Annotated in this window: 15 protein-coding genes; 6 read left to right on the top strand and 9 right to left on the bottom strand. The window is 39.8% G+C overall.

Annotation, left to right across the window (positions count from 1 at the left end; genetic code table 11):
* Window positions 1-179: 179 nt before the first annotated feature.
* Together BW935_RS03580 and rlmH are read right to left on the bottom strand one after the other, a co-directional pair.
* Window positions 180-2,978 carry a M16 family metallopeptidase gene (locus BW935_RS03580; protein ID WP_076498644.1) on the bottom strand — a complete coding sequence of 933 codons (2,799 nt, stop codon included), beginning with the start codon at window positions 2,976-2,978 and terminating at the stop codon, window positions 180-182.
* 134 nt (window positions 2,979-3,112) lie between these two features.
* On the bottom strand, window positions 3,113-3,586 hold the full coding sequence (rlmH, locus tag BW935_RS03585; protein ID WP_076498645.1) for a 23S rRNA (pseudouridine(1915)-N(3))-methyltransferase RlmH: 474 nt from the start codon (window positions 3,584-3,586) through the stop codon (window positions 3,113-3,115).
* 187 nt (window positions 3,587-3,773) lie between these two features.
* On the opposite strand from rlmH, the gene BW935_RS03590 reads away from it, so the two are divergent.
* Window positions 3,774-4,274: a fasciclin domain-containing protein gene (locus tag BW935_RS03590; protein ID WP_076498647.1), complete on the top strand. Its 501-nt coding sequence runs from the start codon at window positions 3,774-3,776 to the stop codon at window positions 4,272-4,274.
* 242 nt (window positions 4,275-4,516) lie between these two features.
* Here the strand turns inward: BW935_RS03590 and BW935_RS03595 are convergent, their stop codons facing one another.
* Entirely contained in the window at window positions 4,517-4,993 is a 477-nt protein-coding gene (locus BW935_RS03595; protein WP_076498648.1) for a YcxB family protein, read from the bottom strand.
* A gap of 169 nt (window positions 4,994-5,162) precedes the next feature.
* Here BW935_RS03595 and BW935_RS03600 point away from each other — a divergent pair, with 169 nt between their 5' ends.
* A complete protein-coding gene (locus tag BW935_RS03600; RefSeq protein WP_076498650.1) occupies window positions 5,163-5,396 on the top strand; it encodes a hypothetical protein in 234 nt (77 codons plus the stop codon).
* Here the strand turns inward: BW935_RS03600 and BW935_RS03605 are convergent.
* Both BW935_RS03605 and BW935_RS03610 read right to left on the bottom strand, forming a co-directional pair.
* Complete coding sequence (locus BW935_RS03605; RefSeq protein WP_076498651.1) at window positions 5,393-5,815, bottom strand: Fur family transcriptional regulator; 423 nt, start codon at window positions 5,813-5,815, stop codon at window positions 5,393-5,395. The genes BW935_RS03600 and BW935_RS03605 overlap by 4 nt on opposite strands.
* A gap of 161 nt (window positions 5,816-5,976) precedes the next feature.
* Window positions 5,977-8,481, bottom strand: coding sequence for a zinc-dependent metalloprotease (locus tag BW935_RS03610; RefSeq protein WP_076498831.1), 2,505 nt, complete (start codon window positions 8,479-8,481; stop codon window positions 5,977-5,979).
* 120 nt (window positions 8,482-8,601) lie between these two features.
* On the opposite strand from BW935_RS03610, the gene BW935_RS03615 reads away from it, so the two are divergent.
* Complete coding sequence (locus BW935_RS03615; protein ID WP_076498653.1) at window positions 8,602-9,714, top strand: NAD(P)/FAD-dependent oxidoreductase; 1,113 nt, start codon at window positions 8,602-8,604, stop codon at window positions 9,712-9,714.
* Here BW935_RS03615 and BW935_RS03620 read toward each other — a convergent pair whose 3' ends face one another.
* On the bottom strand, window positions 9,715-10,605 hold the full coding sequence (locus tag BW935_RS03620) for a UbiA family prenyltransferase (protein WP_076498655.1): 891 nt from the start codon (window positions 10,603-10,605) through the stop codon (window positions 9,715-9,717).
* Between the two features lie 90 nt (window positions 10,606-10,695).
* On the opposite strand from BW935_RS03620, the gene BW935_RS03625 reads away from it, so the two are divergent.
* From BW935_RS03625 to BW935_RS03635, 3 genes are read left to right on the top strand one after another with little or no spacing between them, the layout of a single operon-like run.
* Window positions 10,696-11,775, top strand: a complete 1,080-nt coding sequence (locus BW935_RS03625; RefSeq protein ID WP_076498657.1) for a type III polyketide synthase — start codon at window positions 10,696-10,698, stop codon at window positions 11,773-11,775.
* Window positions 11,772-12,479, top strand: coding sequence for a methyltransferase domain-containing protein (locus tag BW935_RS03630; RefSeq protein WP_076498658.1), 708 nt, complete (start codon window positions 11,772-11,774; stop codon window positions 12,477-12,479). Before BW935_RS03625 ends, BW935_RS03630 begins: the two co-directional genes overlap by 4 nt.
* 35 nt (window positions 12,480-12,514) lie before the next feature.
* Window positions 12,515-13,354 (top strand): mechanosensitive ion channel family protein, encoded by an 840-nt coding sequence (locus tag BW935_RS03635; protein ID WP_076498660.1) that lies wholly within the window; start codon window positions 12,515-12,517, stop codon window positions 13,352-13,354.
* A gap of 56 nt (window positions 13,355-13,410) precedes the next feature.
* On the opposite strand, the gene BW935_RS03640 is transcribed toward BW935_RS03635, so the two are convergent.
* The 3 genes from BW935_RS03640 to BW935_RS03650 are packed head-to-tail and all read right to left on the bottom strand — an operon-like array spanning window position 13,411 to window position 15,270.
* Window positions 13,411-13,593: a hypothetical protein gene (locus BW935_RS03640; protein WP_076498662.1), complete on the bottom strand. Its 183-nt coding sequence runs from the start codon at window positions 13,591-13,593 to the stop codon at window positions 13,411-13,413.
* Window positions 13,594-13,628: 35 nt separating this feature from the next.
* Window positions 13,629-14,822: a GTP-binding protein gene (locus BW935_RS03645; RefSeq protein WP_076498664.1), complete on the bottom strand. Its 1,194-nt coding sequence runs from the start codon at window positions 14,820-14,822 to the stop codon at window positions 13,629-13,631.
* A gap of 1 nt (window position 14,823) precedes the next feature.
* Window positions 14,824-15,270, bottom strand: coding sequence for a hypothetical protein (locus BW935_RS03650; RefSeq protein ID WP_076498665.1), 447 nt, complete (start codon window positions 15,268-15,270; stop codon window positions 14,824-14,826).
* Between the last annotated feature and the right edge of the window lie 235 nt (window positions 15,271-15,505).

The following is a 15,505-nucleotide window of genomic DNA, read 5'->3' on the forward strand; positions in this document are numbered from 1 at the left end:
GGAAATTAGTTTTATGGAATAAGATGAGCTATTCCATATATTTCTCACCCCAAACTTAAAGATTAAACTAAATGAAGAAGCTGAATTGACAGCGATTGACCCAAAAAAGAAAAGCAGCCTGAATCTTCTGATTCGGCTGCTTTTTATAATCATCATTCGATAATGTTGATTGCGATGACTTATTTCGCTGGGAATCTCTGAATTTCTAGGAGATTTTCTTTTACCAAATAAGCTTTTGCTGCATTTTGGATTCTTTCAGGAGTGACGGAGTCGATAGATGCTCTACCTTCTAGGATTACTTCCCAAGGCAGATCATAAGTTCGTACAGCAGACATCTGTCCGTTCCAGTAATTGTTTCGCTTTAAGTTTTCCTCGTAGGCGATTCTTCGTTTTTCTTTGACCTTGTTCAGATCATCTTCAGTAGGGCCATTTTCTTGGATTTTTTTCACCTCTGCCCAAGCGGCTTCCGTGAGCTTATCGACCATGTCAGGACTACAAGGGAAAGATATCGAAAAGCTGAAGTTACCTACAGGCTGAATACTCATATTGCCACTTGCTCCTACACCATATACACCACCAATCTCTTCTCGTAGGTTTTCGATCAATTTGATCGTAAGGATTTCTCCCAAATAGCTGATGTCGGTTGATTTTTTTCTATCATAATCAGTCTCACCAGAGAAGAACATGATCACTTGAGATTTTTCATCTGTACCAACCTCTATTCTCTCTTTTTTACCTCTTGGTGTTCTGATACCTAAGTCTACAAAGCTATCCTTAGCGTTAGCATCTCCTGGTAAGCTTCCGATATATTGCTCAAGCAATGGAATAAATGTATCCATGTCAATATTGCCCGTGAAAAAGAACTCAAAATTGGCGGCATTGGAGAATCTATCAGCAAAGATTTCAAGACCTCTGTCGATGTCTATTTTGTCATAATCTTCTGGATCAAGAATCCCCATAGCACGTGGATTTCCACCAGCCACTATTTTATTGACTGCTCTAGAAAATTGGTAATCAGGATTAGCTTGTGCTCCTGCTAACTGCGTCTTTTGGTTAGTTTTATATACTTCATATAGATCAGCATCTTTCCTTGGCTTGGTAAAATACAAATGCATCAACTGCATGGCAGTTTCCAAATCCTTTGGAGAGGTTATGCCAGAGATGTTTTGGGAATAAGTGCCAATATTTGGAGTCAAGGACACAGTCTTGCCAGAAAGCACTTTTCTCAAATCTGTAGGAGAGAAATCTCCAACACCCATCACATTGACCATCACACCTGCATTGCTAGCAGTCAGATGGTCTTCATCTGAATAGAGTGAAGTACCACCTTTACCTGTGGCTGAAATCAGAATTTCATCATTTTTGAAATCAGTTTGCTTTACAAATACCTTTGCTCCATTCGAAAGGGTGATTTCTTGAATGTCCACTCCTGATATTTTATTCATTCCGCTTACTTTTCCAGCTGCAGGTAGATTAGTGATCAAGTCTTCTGCAAGGAGCTTTTCTTCGTATGGTGTCAGCTGCATATTGTCTACAGCAGTGAATAGCGCCAATACTTCTTGCTCTGTTGGAAGGGTTTCCTTGTCCTTTTCTGGGCCAGAGATCACCACTACTCTATTGTCATCCCTTACCAATTCTTTAGCTAAAGCATTGATTTCTTCCACAGTGATTTGGGGCATGACATCTTGATAGAATTCGTATCTCCATTGCTGATCTTCGGCAAAACTTCCCTCAAGGTAATGCGATACATATTTGCCTACAAGTGAACCAGACTCTGCTTTGTCCATTTCTTTGGCAGCTCTTTCGGCTGAGTTAAGCAATGACCTTTTGACTCTTTCTAGCTCGCTTTCAGTAAAGCCAAACTGAGCAACTCTTTCATTCTCTTCGATCAATGCTTTGATTGCAACTGCTGTTTTTCCTGGAGCCACTGCGCCAGAAGCTGAGAAATAATCCATATCTCTTACAAAATTGCCATAGCCAGTACCTGCGTAGATAAATGGAGCATCAGGTTTTTGTCTGATTTCATCCAAACGCTGATTTAGCATCCCGCTGTAAAGTCTTCTTTTGAGGATGTTTTTATAATCTTCTTTAGTACTGGTCGGTAATGCTTTGTGTTTGTAGTAAAGTTGGATTTGAATCCCTGGAGACTCAGGATCGGTCACTACTGTTACAAAAGTTTCTTTGTGCTCAGGAACAGGGAAATGTTCACGAGGTTTTGCATTGGCAGGATTCTCCAAGCCGGAGAAATACTCCTTGATTAATGCTTCCAGCTTATCAGGATCTTCGTCCCCAACAGCTACTACAGCCATCAAATCTGGTCTATACCAATCTCTGTAAAATCTTCTGATCGTTTCGTATTCGAAGTTTTCGACAACCTCCATCTTACCAATAGGCAATCTATCTGCATATTTACTGTCATGAAGTAACACAGGCAGGAACTGATCTCTTACTCTTTGACTGTAACCTTGTCCTGTTCTCCACTCCTCTACGATGATACCACGCTCACCATCAATGTCTTCTTCATTCATCAATACACCACCTGCCCAATCGGCCAATACCAAAAAACCACTTTTCAGTTTTTCTTCATCATCAGAAGGAATAGGTAAAATGTAAACTGTCTCGTCGAAGCTGGTATAAGCATTTAAGTCTCCTCCAAAAGAAACACCGATCGATTGTAAGTAGCTTACGAGTTCATTTTTCTCAAAATTTTTGGTCCCATTGAAAGCCATGTGCTCTGTAAAGTGAGCTAAGCCTGCTTGGTCATCATCCTCTAGAATAGAGCCTGCATTGACAGCAAGCCTCAATTCTACCTTTTTCTCAGGTTTAGGGTTCTGTTGGACGTAGTAGGTAAGTCCATTGGCTAGTTTACCTGTTCTCACTCTGGAGTCTAAGGGGACTTTTTCTTGGCTTTGTGCCGTGAGGGCTAGAGTAGTTCCTAGCCAAAAAGCCATCAAAATGATGATTCTTGTATACTTCATATGTTTTAATTTAAAATTGCATTGTAAACTAATAAAATTATCTTAGTTAGTTAGGATAAGTTGATGAAAAAATGTTAAAAAATACCGATTGTCGAATATACCTACCGCCTATCAGGATAAGATGGCCAAAGTACTTATTGGTGATGATAGGGTTCATTTCTTAGAATGGTGTATGCTCTATATACTTGTTCAATAAAAAACACACGAACCATCTGATGTGAAAAGGTCATTTTTGATAGGGAGATTTTTCCATTGGCACGCTGATAAATTGCTTCAGAAAAGCCATAAGGACCTCCAATCACGAACACCAGCTGCTTGAGCCCTGAGTTCATTTTCTTTTGTAAATAATCGGAGAAGTCTATAGAGGAGAATTGCTTGCCATTTTCATCAAGCAGGATAAGCTCATCTGAATTTTGAAGCTTTTTAAGAATAAGTTCTCCCTCTTTTTCTTTCTGACTAGACTCAGAGAGTGACTTGGTGTTTTTGAGATCTGGTATTATTTCAAATTCAAATTTGATATAAAACCCCAATCTTTTGACATATTCATCAATCAGCTCCTGAATGGCACGGCTGTCAGTTTTTCCTACAGCGATAAGTTTGATCTGCATCTCGCAAAGTTACAAGTACGAACCGTTTGTGTAAAAAAATCTTTGAAAAATACCTGAGTGGTTCATAATTAGTATTGAAGTGCGGGAAAATGTAAATCAATAGGTATTGCAAAAAGATCACATAATATTGATAAACAATCACATAGGTTTATGGATTTATTACACACAAACCAAAACTATTATTATTATGAAAAAATTATTGTCTTTTGCGTTGATGGTTGCTTTTTTTACAACCACCGCATTTACCCTAAACAATGACGCTAACAACAGTGTAGATAATGACATTGTAGATCTAGCTGCTCAAACAGAATTTTTGTCTACCCTAGTTGCAGCAGTACAAGCTGGCGATTTAGTAGATGTATTGAAAGGTGATGGACCTTTTACTGTATTCGCTCCTACCAATGATGCCTTTGCAAAATTGCCGGCAGGCACTGTAGAGAATCTTTTGAAGCCTGAGAATAAAGATAAGTTGGTACAAGTATTAACTTATCATGTGGTGCCAGGAAAAGTGTACTCTAAGGATCTATCTGATGGCATGACAGCTACAACTGCTCAAGGTAAGGATATCAAGATTTCATTGAAGGATGGAAAAGCCATGGTAAATGGTGCTACTGTAACGACCGCTGACATTGAAGCGTCAAATGGTGTAGTACACGTGATTGATTCCGTGATTCTTCCTCCAATGTAAGATTGAGAGTAAATTTTCTCTCATCAAAAAGTGTGGCTTAAATGCTAAAAAGCCTTGCAGATGCTGTCTGCAAGGCTTTTTTTAAATTTCGAGTGTAAGGGTTTTGACTTTAAACTATCATATTTCATTTTATGGTAATCCGAAAGTATAGCTTAAAAACACATCTCTAAATGGAAATAATATTAATAAGTATCAATTTAAGGTTTATAATCCCTTCTTACATTTTGAAGATAAATAGGATATTATTCACCAATATACCCTTTTCTTTTCAAGATGGTTTCGACGAACTTCTTGTCATTATCAGAATTGAAAATCTTGAAAGGGAGATGGATAAATTGAGCTTTGGACATGACTAGTACAAAAGCATCTTTGGTCAGCTGTACACTTTTGATCATGTTCCAGTTGACAGGCATACCTTGCTTTGTATTGATTTTCATCAGAATTTGTCTGCTATCGATCTCGTAGGCCATTTTTTCAAACATCACCTTGTTTTGCTCCATCTGAGTGACACCCGTAAACTGTATCACCCAAAACAAAACATATAAAATATAAGCTAATATGGCCATGCTGATCCACCACCAAGAGGCAATCCAGAAATAGCCACATGCAATTGCTACTGCGATCAGGATTACCCACCATTGTTGCTTAAGGACATTTACCAATCCCATTTTGATGTAGGTACCTGCTTCGAGTTTGTATTTTTTTGTTTTTACTATCATTATGCTAAATTTTCAGTCCGCAAATATCCGATGATATCGCTTATTTACCAAGCCAATCAAAAAACCTTTGAAATTTTTTAGCTTTTCTCTAATCATTATGAGATTGAGCTTGTTAATTAATTGATATATAAAACTATAAATCTTAACTTAAGGAAAAATTTTTCTGATTATGAGTAGTCTACTAGTCGATTTGGTTCTCCTTGGTCTCACTTATGTAGTGTTGATCTACTTCGTAGCTACCCTGACCAAAGCCCGACTCGACGGTGGAAGAAATAACAGTGGAGATGATGGTGATGGCGGGATAGAAGATTATACACCACCCAAAATAGACCTGCCTCCAGGTGTAGTTTGGCCTTCTGATGTCGATAAAAGAAAAAAAGACAAAACGCCAGTCAATTTTTAATTACACTTATCGCAGATACCCTGTACCAATAAACTCACTTCTTTATTCACAAAGCCATCTGGTAAATCGATTTTTGGAAGCACGGCTTCTTCTAAGCACATGGTTTTACCACATTTTTCACATTTGAAATGTACGTGTTCATGGTCATGATGATGGTGCTCTCCATCGTGATCATGTGAACAGAGCGCATATTTGGTAGCTCCGCTATCATCAAGTACTTTATGAATCAAGTCATTTTCCAAAAAGGTCTTTAAAGTCCTGTAAAGTGTCACTCGATCAAAATCGTTTTTGAGCACATCCTCTAGGTCAGCATGTGAAAGCGCAGAATCTTTTGATAAAAATGTCCTGAGCACCTCTTGTCTGCAATTGGTGATTCTGAGTTTGTGATCTTGAAGTATTTTTAAAGGAGTCAATGCCATGATTTGCTTATTTATTCCAATCTATCGTAAAAATAAAGATTATTTTTTGTTCTCTTGTATGATTACGGACTTGATTGATTCGCAGATACTATTTGCTTAAAAAAAATGAAACTGCCCCCAATTTGGAGGCAGTTTTGTATTCATTCATTCGAAATGAAATCCTATTTAGGATCTAAAACAGCTTTTACTCTTTCTAGCGCATCTTCCAAATGGAGTTTAGATGCTCTATCAGAAGTCCTGCCGATAGCAGCAGTGATTTGCCTTTGAAGTGTTTTCAATTCACCTCTTACCATTGGTCTGATGTCTGACTGAGATGCATTGATTACCGCACCGAATCTTCTGGCTGCTGCTGGTTCGTCGTTGGTCATCAAGTATTCTAACCTTTCGATATGAGCTCGCTGTAGCGTTCTTCTGTGTACATCGATTGTTTTACCTGATGCCAATTCACCCCAGATTCCTGCTCTTAGGTCATCGAATAGTTCAGTCATGCTGTAGGCATCTTTGCCATTCAAGGCTTCATTTTCGATGACTCTACCCAATCTTCCCCACTCAAGGATACCATTCAATGTACCCACTTGTACACCTCTCACTCTCTCAAGTGCACCAAAGTCACCGATTCTAGAGATGATTTCTTGATCCATCAACCAAGTTGGTGTGGTAAATAGCTCTTTATTCAAGAATTGTACTGCCCTCTTCTGAGTAGCCTTGTCAGTATGTACGTAGACAGCCTCACCTTGCCCAGCAGATTTATACAATTCGTACACACCACCAACATTGGTTCTCACATGACCCATGTATCTGTTGTATTGACCGATTACTTGGCCGTACATTTCATTGAGATCTGAGTAGTCTTTGAAAGGCTTATCTTCCTCAGCAGTCCACTCCATCAAGTTTGGAAGGATTACCTTCAAGTTTTTGATACCATAGTCTGAGGCTTTCATGGCGTCATCACCCAAGTCTTCACTTTGTGTACTAGGGTCATAGCTATTGCCTTGACGGCCAAATCTGTAGATTGGATCGTCTGCTTTTTCCAAGATCCACTGATCTAAGATCGGCTGTTCATCTTCTGGAGTTTTTGCATCCAAAATTGGCTTATATCCCCACATGATGGAGTATTTGTCATAAGGACCTACATTAGGCATCAAGCTTACATCCTTGTCCCCTGGCTGAGCCACATAGTTGAATCTCGCGTAGTCCATGATAGATGGAGCAGTACTATACTCTGCTGTAAAAGTAGCTGATCTCAATGAATCTACCGGATAAGCATGCGAAGAGGCAAAGTTGTGAGGTAGACCTAGTGTGTGTCCTACTTCGTGAGAAGATACAAACTGAATCAATCTACCCATTACCTCTTCTCTGAATTTTACGCCTCTAGCTTCTGGATTTACAGCAGCAGTTTGGATAAAGAACCAGTTTCTCAACAAGTTCATCACATTGTGGTACCATCCGATATCAGACTCGATGATCTCTCCAGATCTTGGATCAGATACATGAGGACCGTATGCATTTTGGATATCAGAAGCAAAGTATCTGATGACAGAATATCTCGCATCTTCTGGACTCCAATCTGGATCTTCTTCTTTGCTAGGCGCATCTTTGGCAATGATGGCATTTTTGAAGCCCGCCATTTCAAAGGCAGCTTGCCAATCTTCTACCCCTTGCTTCAAGTAAGGCACCCACTGACTTGGTGTAGCTGGATCGATATAGAATACAATCGGCTGCTTTGGTTCTACCAATTCACCTCTTCTGTATTTGTCATAGTCTTCTTCTTTGACTTCCAATCTCCATCTGTCAAGGAATCTTCTTGAAGTAGCTTTTTGCTCATCAAGTCCATAGTCCACTACAGATCTGCTGAACCAGCCCACTCTCCTATCAGCAAGACGCTTCATCATAGGTTCTTTTGGAAGCAATACCATAGAAGAGTTCATCTCTACAGTGATCAAGCCTGTGCTAGAATTTGAAGGGGGCTCAGTAGCGGCATAAGTCATCACGTAGCGTGCCTCGATATTCATTGGATAAGGACTGATTCTTTCGATGTATGATCTGTCTGTATCCAGTCTCGAAACTTTAAATTCTGTTCTTCTATTTCTAGGGAGTCCGATCGCCTGTACATCCTTAGCAAATAAGTCTGTCACTTCTATGACAACACCTTTTTCGTCTTTAGAAAGCGCTTTTACGTCAAATTTTTGGAGAATTGGCTCCAAGTTTGAGTTTTTCACAGCGATAGAGATAGGCAAGGAGTCAGCTGCTACATTGCTGTAGGAAACCACCCTCAAGAGTACATTATCACGTTCTCTATCCCATCTTACTAGTAGGGTATTGGTACGCTCTCCACCATAGCCAATACCATCAGCGGTTCTAGCAATAGTCGTCACGATTAGCATTTCTCTTCCCAGCATTTCTTCTGGGATTTCGTAGAAATACTTCCCTTCGATCTCGTGCACATTGAAGAGACCTTCTTTGGTTTTAGCTTTTGAAGTGATTACTTCCGAGAATGCTTTAGGACCTGGCTTGGCTTGTGGTTTTGGTGCTGCTGCTGGAGCAGCAGCTTTTGGATCTTCTTTCTTTTTCCTTTGAGACCATGCATCATCAGTAAGAAGCATGGAGCCCAAGAAAAGAAGACCCATGATTCCATGACGGAAATTAATTTGGGAAAACTTCTTCATATAGATTGTAGTTGACATTTAATAAGTTTTGAAATTAACCCTCAAAAAGGCTTTCTTCTTAATAGTCCTTGGCTAAATTTGATAAGCGGTAAATCATCCAAATAAAAGGTATATAAATCCATGCAAGTACAAGATATTATAATTATTGGTGGAGGATTGGCAGGGTTGATTGCTGCTAACTTGCTTGGAAAAGCAGGTAAACGAGTTTTGGTGATTGAAAAAAAGGCTTATCCATTCCATCGTGTTTGTGGAGAATATATCAGTAATGAAGTGCGGGATTTTTTAATGAAGGAGGAACTATTTCCAAGCGACCTGGATATTGGGGATATCCATACTTTTCAACTTACCTCAACCAAGGGCAAAAGTGTGAGTATGCCATTAGACCTAGGCGGATTTGGGGTCAGTAGGTATGCCTTGGATAATTTTCTCTATCATAAGGCTAAGAAAAATGGAGCAGAGTTTTTGCTACAGCATCAAGTAGAAGAGGTGTTTTTCGATGATCAGGGAAAGAAATTTATCCTTACTCTGGGTGATAGTAGTCAGCTTTGTTGTAATCATTTGATAGGGGCTTATGGAAAACGTTCGAAAGTTGATAAGTTTTTGGGAAGAGGTTTTATGTCTCAGCGGAGTCCTTATATTGGAGTGAAGTACCATATCCAAATTGATTATGATCCAAACACAGTGGCACTTCATAACTTTGAAGGAGGCTACTGTGGAATCAATCGGGTAGAAGATGGCATCTTTAATTTGTGCTATCTAGGTTCTAGAGAACAACTCAGAGCTGCTGGCACTATTGAGCAAATGGAAGTAGATTTTCTGTGGAAAAACCCTTTCTTAAAAAGCATTTGGAAAAACAGTGAGTTTCTGTTTGAAAGACCTGAAGTGATCAATGAAATCAATTTTTCCCCTAAGCAACCTGTAGAAAACCATATCCTTATGGCGGGGGATGCAGCAGGTCTGATCACCCCTCTCTGTGGCAATGGGATGGCAATCGCTATCCATACAGGTAAGCTGGCAGCTGAGGCACTTATTAAGTTTAAAGAAAGAAATGAAATTGAGCGCTTTTATACCTCAAAGTGGAATGCCCATTTCAAGCAAAGGCTTTGGGTGGGTCGAAATGTTCAGAGGCTTTTTGGGGCAAAAGGAGTCTCAGAATTTTCCGTAAGCTTGATCAAGAGATCACCGTTTATAGCCAATCAAATCATGAAGCGAACTCATGGAGAGGCTGTCTGATCAGATTACTTGGAGGATTTGAGTGTTTTCTAAGAAATACCAAAAAAAGAAAACATTCAAAGCTATAGCGGATATTCTGTTCATCCACATGGCCCAAGCGTAATTGGTATATTTTTCGGGATTTTTTTTCACGAATGAAAACCATAAGAGGAAGTATAATAGCACTGGAGTCATGGCTATCAAAAAGCCATAAAACGCCCAACTTTGATTTCTATCTAGAAAAAACCATGCAAAGGCTACACCTGCGACCAAAAACCAAATTGAAGCAAAAAGAAATGTGCCTTTGATACCAAGTTTCAAGCTGAGGGTAATGTCTCCTCTTTTGGCATCTTCCTCGTGCTGATATACTTGCGTCAGTGGATAAGAACCCCATAGCATTAGGGAAGTCAGAAGTCCAGGAATCAACACATGTGATCTTGTCAATACCTCAAACCCAAAATCACTCAAACCCGCATAGGCCATGCAGAAAGTAAAGCACCCTTGAAAAAAACCAGCGACAAGCCAACTGATATAAGGCATTTTTTTGAGTCGGATGCTCGGGTGGCTGTAGGCCATAGATACTAGACCATACACGATGACCATACCAGCAAACGAGGGATTGATCAAAGCAGCTAAAACTATTGCAATAAGGAAAAAAGCCAAAGAGAGGTAGTATAGCCCTTTGTTCACCTTTGGAGGATTTTTTAGACCCCCGATGCTACCCTCGTCTTTATCAAAATAGGAGTTGTAGCCATTGCTGGAGGGATATAGAAATAGATGGAGGCTGAGAAAAACCAAAAGCATCCTTTCTGGATTGTGATTGGGAGTAAAAGCCAAGGCAAAAATAAAAACAGGAAGGAGGTAAAAAGAAAAAGGGATCCTTAAATGCTTCCAACTAGATAGACTGAACATAAGATTATGAATTGTTTTTCTTAACTTTTGTGGAAAGTACTTGTTTCATTTTAGTCATCCAAATTTAATTTTAACAGCGATACCGTTTTGATGGAAAACCATATTTTGAGTATAGGCACAGCCAACCCAGGAGCCCCAATTCCCCAGATGCAAATCAGTAAGTTTATGAAACTTGCGCATCAACTGGATGAAATAGAAGGCAGGAAGCTAAATTTTGTATACAAGGCTTCGGGAATTGACTTCAGGCATAGTGCATTGGAGGATTTCAAGTTTGATAACCCGGAGGATTTTCGATTTTTTCCTCCCAATGAAGCCCTAGAGCCATTTCCTTCTACAGACCAGCGTATGCAAGTATTCGAAAAGGAAGCGCTGGCATTGAGTATTGCCGCAGTAGGCAATTGTCTTGGTAAAGTAAATGTATTACCAAATGAAATTACCCATCTTATCTTGGTATCCTGTACTGGGATGTATGCCCCAGGCTTGGAGGTCGACTTGATCCACGAGCTGGGGATTCCTAGTAATGTGGAGCGATATTGCATTCATTTTATGGGATGTTATGCTGCATTCAATGCTATCAAGCTAGCAGATAGAATTTGCGATGCTGATCCCCCTGCCAAAGTATTGATCTTGTCTATAGAGCTATGCACCATTCATTTTCAGAAGGAATACAATGAAGACAACCTGATTGCCAATGCGATTTTTGGAGATGGAGCGGCAGCTGCATTGGTTACAAAAGCCAGCACGGGGTTGGCTATTAAAAATTACGGCAGTCAGATTATCAAAGAAGGGGTACAGGATATGGCCTGGAGAATTGGTAACTTTGGTTTCGAAATGAAGCTGAGCAAATATGTCCCAGAGCTGTTACACAAGGGACTAGCAGAACTGTCTGATTATTTGGAGCAATTGCATCAACTTTCTAAAGTGGAACATTTTGCAGTGCATCCAGGCGGGAAGCAGATTTTACAAAAAGTGGAAGAAGCTTTTGGGATATCAACACTTCAAAACAATCACTCACATGATGTATTGAAGCAATATGGCAACATGTCTTCGGTGACAATCCTTTTTGTACTTGAGCGGTGGCTCAAAGATGAAAATAGGAAGGGTAATATTTTAGCAATGGGCTTTGGGCCTGGCTTGACATTAGAAACACTTTTATTGGATAAGTCATGATAGATTTCAACCAACGCAGTTCAGAGAAAGAGATTATGGATGACCTCGCATGCGATGGGCCTGTGTTGGATCAGACTTTAAAAGAGCTCAAGTCTATCAATAAGCTCCTAGGTGGAAATCATGTCACTACCGATGGGTTGGATAAAATCACAGCCAAATTTCCCCAAGCATCCTATACCATCGCAGATATTGGCTGTGGAGGAGGGGATATGATCAGGGTGATGGGAGATTGGGCAATAAAAAAGAACCTAAACCTGCATTTCATTGGAGTAGATGCCAATCCGAATACCATTGAATTTGCAAAAGAGCGATTAGCTGACCTGAACAATGTAGAATTTTTAGTCAAAAATGTCTTTGAGGCAGGGTTTTTGGGGACAAAAGTAGATATCATCACCTGTACGCTCTTTACCCATCACTTTACGGATTCAGAACTACAAATGCTCTTGAAATCACTGCTCGATCAGGCAAAATTAGGTATAGTGATCAATGACCTACACAGGCATAGCGTAGCATATTACAGCATCACGTTGCTGACGAGATTCTTTTCTAAGTCAGACATGGTCAAAAATGACGGGCCACTATCAGTATTGAGGGCTTTTTCTAGGGCAGATTGGAAAGAGCTTCTGAAGCATAGCCAAATCAAATCGTATGCGATAAAGTGGTTTTGGGCATTCAGATGGCAGGTAATTGTATGGAATTCTTAAATTTGTAAACTCATTTTAAACTTAAACTTTCAGATATGGAATTAGATTTAGAAACAGTAGAAAAGATTCAAGAAAGAGCGATTGATTTTGTCTTTCAGTACGGCCCAAGCTTACTTGGAGCACTTATTACCTTTGTTATTGGGCGTTACATCATCAATTTATTGATGAAGGGTCTCAATAAGGTTTTTGATAAATATGAAATCGATGCTTCTTTATCCACATTCTTAACAAGCTTTTCAAGGGCATTACTATTTGTACTCTTATTTATCTCTATTGCGACTCAAGTTGGAATGGAACTTACCTCATTTATCGCTATTCTCGGTGCGGCGGGTTTGGCTGTGGGTTTGGCCTTACAGGGTTCCTTGTCAAATTTTGCAGGAGGAGTTTTGATCTTGATTTTTAAACCATTCAAAGTAGGAGATACCATTGAAGCGCAAGGCACACTGGGAGCCGTAGAAAGTATAGATATCTTATATACCAAAGTGAGAAATTTTGACAATAGGGTAGTGACCATTCCAAACGGCGCCTTGGCAAATAATTCAATTGTAAATCTTTCTCAGAAACCTACCAGAAGGGTGGAGATGGCTATAGGTGTAGCTTATGGTACTGATCTGAAGAAAACCAGACAGGTGATCTTGTCTACGTTAGGAAAAGACGAGAGAATTCATGCTGACCCAGAGCCTGTAGTGAAGTTTACTAGTTTTGGAGATAGTTCTTTGGATTTGGTAGTAAGATGTTGGGCAGACGCAGGAGACCTTTGGCCAGTCTATTGGGATAATATGGAAGCGCTCAAAGAAGCATTTGAAGCCAATGACATCGAAATTCCATTCCCTCAGAGAGATGTCAATCACTATTATCCAGAAGGCAAAAAATAATCAGCCTTTTGTGATTAAAACCAAAATAGCTACCCATTTGGGTAGCTATTTTGGTTTTAATCTTGATTTTCTTTACCGCTTTCAGGTTGAGCAGAATTTTCTTTTTGCTTCTTTCTACTTCCTCCTCCAGTACAGCCGATGTTCTTGGTCAAATCCAAATCATCTGGAATCCCTCCAAAACCTTCGCTGAAATCCCAGTCTTCGGCTTCCTCTTCTGATTTTTTAGGTTTTTGATCCATAGTAGTATAACGAAGCTAGCGGGAAAAAGTGCAACTTAAATAGGCCAGTTGTCGGTAAACTTTTGCCCTTTCAGAAATGCTGCCACTTCACTGGGATTGAGCAAGCACTTTTGTAATTCTCCCTGAATCAATTCCTGATCTAAGTCTTGACCGATGATCACCAGTTCATTTTTCCGATCACCAAAGTTCTTATCCCATTTGGCCTCTATCAATATTTGATTGTCTAAGTAAGAAGCATATCGCGTCCTATCCTTGAATGGCATACTGGCCCACCATACACCAACAGGTTCTGCTTTGACAGATCCGCCTGCTTGTGACCAAGAGATGGCTTGGTCTTTTCTTGAAGCAATGTAGAATAGCCCTTTGCTCCTAATCACATTGCCTGGCCAGTTGAATGAAATAAAGTCCCAAAACCTCTGGGGGTGAAAAGGACGCTTATCTCTGAATACAAAAGAAGAAATACCGTATTCTTCCGTCTCAGGAGTGTGGTCTTTTTCAAGCTCCGCCTGCCACCCCGCAGAATTGGAGGCTTCTTCAAAGTCAAACATACCGGTGTTTAATATCTCAGAAGGGCTGACTTTGGAGTTTTCTGTGATGATGATTTTAGCTGCTGGATTGAGTTTGGCTATGATTGCTTTCAGTTCGGCCAAATGACTCGGTTCTACCAAATCAGCCTTATTTATCAGAATGACATTGGCAAATTCTATTTGATCAGTGAGTAAGTTGACAATGCTTCTTTGATCCTCTGGATCATCGTTGAGATTTTTAGAATAGACAGTATCTGCACTTCCAAAATCTTTGTAAAAATTATAAGCATCGACTACAGTAACCAAGGTGTCCAATTGACTGAATCTTGAAAGGTCTATGCCTTTTTCTTCATCCACAAAGCTAAATGTCTGAGCAACTGGAAGAGGCTCTGAGATCCCTGTGCTTTCGATTAATAAATAATCAAAACGATTTTCCTTGGCCAATCGCTCTACTTCAATCATAAGATCCTCTCGGAGGGTGCAGCAGATACAGCCATTGCTCATTTCTACTAAGCGCTCTTCGGTACGCGATAAGGTGTTTTCCTGTCTGACCAGTTGTGCATCTACATTGACCTCACTCATGTCATTGACGATGACAGCAATCTTGAGGCCTTCTTTATTGTGGAGAATGTGGTTGAGGAGGGTTGTTTTGCCAGCTCCTAAAAATCCGCTAAGAACAGTTACAGGAAGTTTTTTTTGCATTTTAGTCTAAGATGATCTCGGCATCTTGGAGGATAAAATTCAGCTCTTCGATATCGTCTTCATTGAGCCTCAGTTTTCCTCTTATTTTGACGATTTCATCGGTTTTGATTTTGCGATTGGGTTTCTTTTTGAGATAGCCGACTACAATACTCTCTGGACCTGCCCCCCCACAAAAGAAACATTCAGCTTGAGGGAACTTGGAGATCACTGCAATATTGGAAGCATTCATTTCCAGTGGGATATAAAACCCCGACACAGTCACTGTTGTTCCCTCTAGCGCTTTGAGTTCATCTGAAAATTTAGGATATAAAAAATACATCCCAAATTCCCTATTCAGTTTTTCTATAAAGCGGGTTTTGGAAAACATGGCCCACATATCTGGATCTGGGCTTACCATGCTGCTCAGGAGAAGCATTCCTCCAATAAGTGTCAAAGCTAACTTTTTCATAGGTGTTCTTGATTTTTCTAATTAAAGACTGCAGCCCGAAGACTGGAGTCTAATTGTCAACCATCATCATTCAAATGAAGAGAACACTATATGAATGATTAGGTTCCAAAGGTATTCTGAATATTTTTAATATGCAACAGTGTTGCATTTAATTTTCTTCTTGCTTCAAAATTAATTTTCTAATTGTGGAGATCATAATTTCAAAGTTAATTAAAACTGATTTGAATCCATCCCC

Source organism: Belliella pelovolcani (genome assembly GCF_900156785.1).
GTDB classification, from domain to species: Bacteria; Bacteroidota; Bacteroidia; order Cytophagales; family Cyclobacteriaceae; genus Belliella; species Belliella pelovolcani.

Bases quoted from the DNA above. Each gene is read 5' to 3' on its own strand.
- BW935_RS03580 (WP_076498644.1), bottom strand. From the start codon at position 2,978: ATGAAGTATACAAGAATCATCATTTTGATGGCTTTTTGGCTAGGAACT.
- BW935_RS03615 (WP_076498653.1), top strand. From the start codon at position 8,602: ATGCAAGTACAAGATATTATAATTATTGGTGGAGGATTGGCAGGGTTG.
- BW935_RS03600 (WP_076498650.1), top strand. From the start codon at position 5,163: ATGAGTAGTCTACTAGTCGATTTGGTTCTCCTTGGTCTCACTTATGTA.
- BW935_RS03590 (WP_076498647.1), top strand. From the start codon at position 3,774: ATGAAAAAATTATTGTCTTTTGCGTTGATGGTTGCTTTTTTTACAACC.
- BW935_RS03630 (WP_076498658.1), top strand. From the start codon at position 11,772: ATGATAGATTTCAACCAACGCAGTTCAGAGAAAGAGATTATGGATGAC.
- BW935_RS03640 (WP_076498662.1), bottom strand. From the start codon at position 13,593: ATGGATCAAAAACCTAAAAAATCAGAAGAGGAAGCCGAAGACTGGGAT.
- BW935_RS03625 (WP_076498657.1), top strand. From the start codon at position 10,696: ATGGAAAACCATATTTTGAGTATAGGCACAGCCAACCCAGGAGCCCCA.
- BW935_RS03605 (WP_076498651.1), bottom strand. From the start codon at position 5,815: ATGGCATTGACTCCTTTAAAAATACTTCAAGATCACAAACTCAGAATC.
- BW935_RS03620 (WP_076498655.1), bottom strand. From the start codon at position 10,605: ATGTTCAGTCTATCTAGTTGGAAGCATTTAAGGATCCCTTTTTCTTTT.
- BW935_RS03595 (WP_076498648.1), bottom strand. From the start codon at position 4,993: ATGATAGTAAAAACAAAAAAATACAAACTCGAAGCAGGTACCTACATC.
- rlmH (WP_076498645.1), bottom strand. From the start codon at position 3,586: ATGCAGATCAAACTTATCGCTGTAGGAAAAACTGACAGCCGTGCCATT.
- BW935_RS03610 (WP_076498831.1), bottom strand. From the start codon at position 8,481: ATGAAGAAGTTTTCCCAAATTAATTTCCGTCATGGAATCATGGGTCTT.
- BW935_RS03645 (WP_076498664.1), bottom strand. From the start codon at position 14,822: ATGCAAAAAAAACTTCCTGTAACTGTTCTTAGCGGATTTTTAGGAGCT.
- BW935_RS03635 (WP_076498660.1), top strand. From the start codon at position 12,515: ATGGAATTAGATTTAGAAACAGTAGAAAAGATTCAAGAAAGAGCGATT.
- BW935_RS03650 (WP_076498665.1), bottom strand. From the start codon at position 15,270: ATGAAAAAGTTAGCTTTGACACTTATTGGAGGAATGCTTCTCCTGAGC.